The sequence below is a fragment of the Bacteroides sp. D22 genome (assembly GCF_000163675.1).
In the GTDB taxonomy this organism is placed as follows: domain Bacteria; phylum Bacteroidota; class Bacteroidia; order Bacteroidales; family Bacteroidaceae; genus Bacteroides; species Bacteroides xylanisolvens.
The window spans coordinates 1-2105 of the sequence record NZ_GG774851.1; the positions used below are offsets into that span (position 1 = coordinate 1).

The 2105-nt window shown below is 40.1% G+C and carries 1 protein-coding gene; it reads left to right on the forward strand.

What is annotated here, in order from left to right:
• The first annotated feature begins 423 nt into the window (after positions 1–423).
• Positions 424–1782 (forward strand): transposase, encoded by a 1359-nt coding sequence (locus HMPREF0106_RS00185; RefSeq protein WP_008022065.1) that lies wholly within the window; start codon positions 424–426, stop codon positions 1780–1782.
• Positions 1783–2105: the final 323 nt, after the last annotated feature.

A 2105-nucleotide genomic window follows, 5' to 3' on the forward strand; every position in this document is an offset into this window, starting at 1 on the left:
TAGTGGCATTAGTCAGGAAGAAAGTACCATATGATCAAAATACATACAAATATTATGAAGAACGAGAAGTTATAGAAAGGAAAAAGAACGAGAAGTTAATTTATTGTTAAACGGAATAAGAGATTAGGATATTAGCATAGAATACGTGGGAATCTCTCACCTTCGTCCGTTCCATGTTCAAGGCCTTCGCAATGCCAATTATCGGGAACGAACAACGCAGAAAGCCCACGCCGATATGTACAACACCCGTAGCCCCCCTTTGTTTATCAAAGTGAGGCACGGATGTATATAGGGATATTCCTAAAATAATAAAATTTAAGGCAACTAATTCATTGCGAGTTAGTTGCCTTTTTTGTATCTTTAAGCATTCCCCCCAAAAAACGGTTTGACGGCCAAAACGGGGGTAATTAAAAATAAAAACACATGGTAAAGATACAAAAAATCTCAGAAATCGAACCTTGTTTAGGTTTTACCGAGTTCGATATGCTTAAAAAATATCGTCAAAGTTTTGCAACGAGTGAATTAGGTCGCCTCCATTCTCTGTTCCCTTTCTCGGAACTGGCCCGACAAATGCATTTGAAGTCCTCTCCTTTTGGGCGTAAAAGTTATTTTTCTCCCGAAGGTAAAATAGCCTTGATGGTCTTGAAGTCCTATACCAACTTTTCCGATGCACAACTGATTGAGCATTTAAACGGTAATATTCATTACCAGTTATTTTGTGGTGTTCAGATTGATCCGCTTCATCCACTAACCAATCCTAAAATCGTTAGTGCAATTCGTCAGGAACTAGCGGATCGCCTTGACGTTGAGTCCCTCCAGCTCATTCTTGCCGAGCATTGGACACCTTATCTTGAGAACCTTCATGTCTGTATGACCGATGCCACCTGTTATGAAAGTCATCTGCGTTTCCCTACTGATACCAAACTCTTATGGGAAGGTATTGTATGGCTTCATCGTCATCTGTGCAAACATTGCCAGACCTTGCACATACAACGTCCCCGTAACAAGTATCTTGATGTACGCCGTGCCTATCTTGCTTATAGCAAACTGCGTAAACGCAAGAAATCACAGACTCGTATGATTACACGAAGGTTACTTCAGTTATTGGAAAAGTTACTTGACCAGCTGGAGCTGCTTCATTCATCCTACAGGAACAGGCTTACACTATCCTCTGATTACCAAAGACGTTTCTCGGTCATACAGACAGTCCTTGAGCAAGGGAAGAATTTATTTGCAGGCAAAAAAGTGTCCAACCGTATCGTGAGTATCGACCGGCATTACCTTCGCCCCATTATCAGAGGCAAGGAAACCAAATCCGTTGAATTCGGAGCCAAAGTCAACAATATACAGATAGACGGAATCTCCTTTATAGAACATATCTCCTTTAAGGCTTTTAACGAAGGAGTACGTTTGAAAGACTGTATTCATCTGCAACAACAACTGACCGGGGTTAGGGTTAAGGCGCTTGCGGCGGATTCAATCTATGCCAATAATGCCAACCGGAAATTTTGTACAAAATATCATATAAGTACTTCCTTTAAGCGTAAGGGCAGAGCTGCCAAAGATGAGCCGCTTCGGAAAATCTTACGGTCGGAACTCAGCCGTGAAAGAGCTACCCGCCTGGAAGGAAGTTTTGGAACGCAGAAACAACATTACTCACTGGCCAGGATAAAAGCTAGAAACAGGAAAACGGAAGTACTTTGGATTTTCTTTGGGATACATACAGCCAATGCGGTATGTATGATAGAAAAGGTCGAAAAGAAAAAAAGAAAGGCAGCATAATCTAACTAAAATAACAGGAAAAACAGGAGAGGTTTTAACTTCCCCTAAAAAAGACATGTACATAATGCATGGGTGGGAAGGAAAAAATAAGAATATGTAAACAATATTCTACAAAAAAGATAGAAGACTGGGAGAGTTGAACGAAAAAATCAAGAGAAAAGCTCACGTAAAGCAAAGCTTTTCTCTTGATTTTTTAGAAAGAGGAACATTTACTGAATATCCCGAATGATGAATGAAAAATTGGTTGCTTACTATCACCAATTCAAATTCTTAGTATGTTGAGACAAATAAGAAAGCCGGCTAAACTTGAAATTAGCCGGCTT

Bases quoted from the DNA above. Each gene is read 5' to 3' on its own strand.
- HMPREF0106_RS00185 (WP_008022065.1), top strand. From the start codon at position 424: ATGGTAAAGATACAAAAAATCTCAGAAATCGAACCTTGTTTAGGTTTT.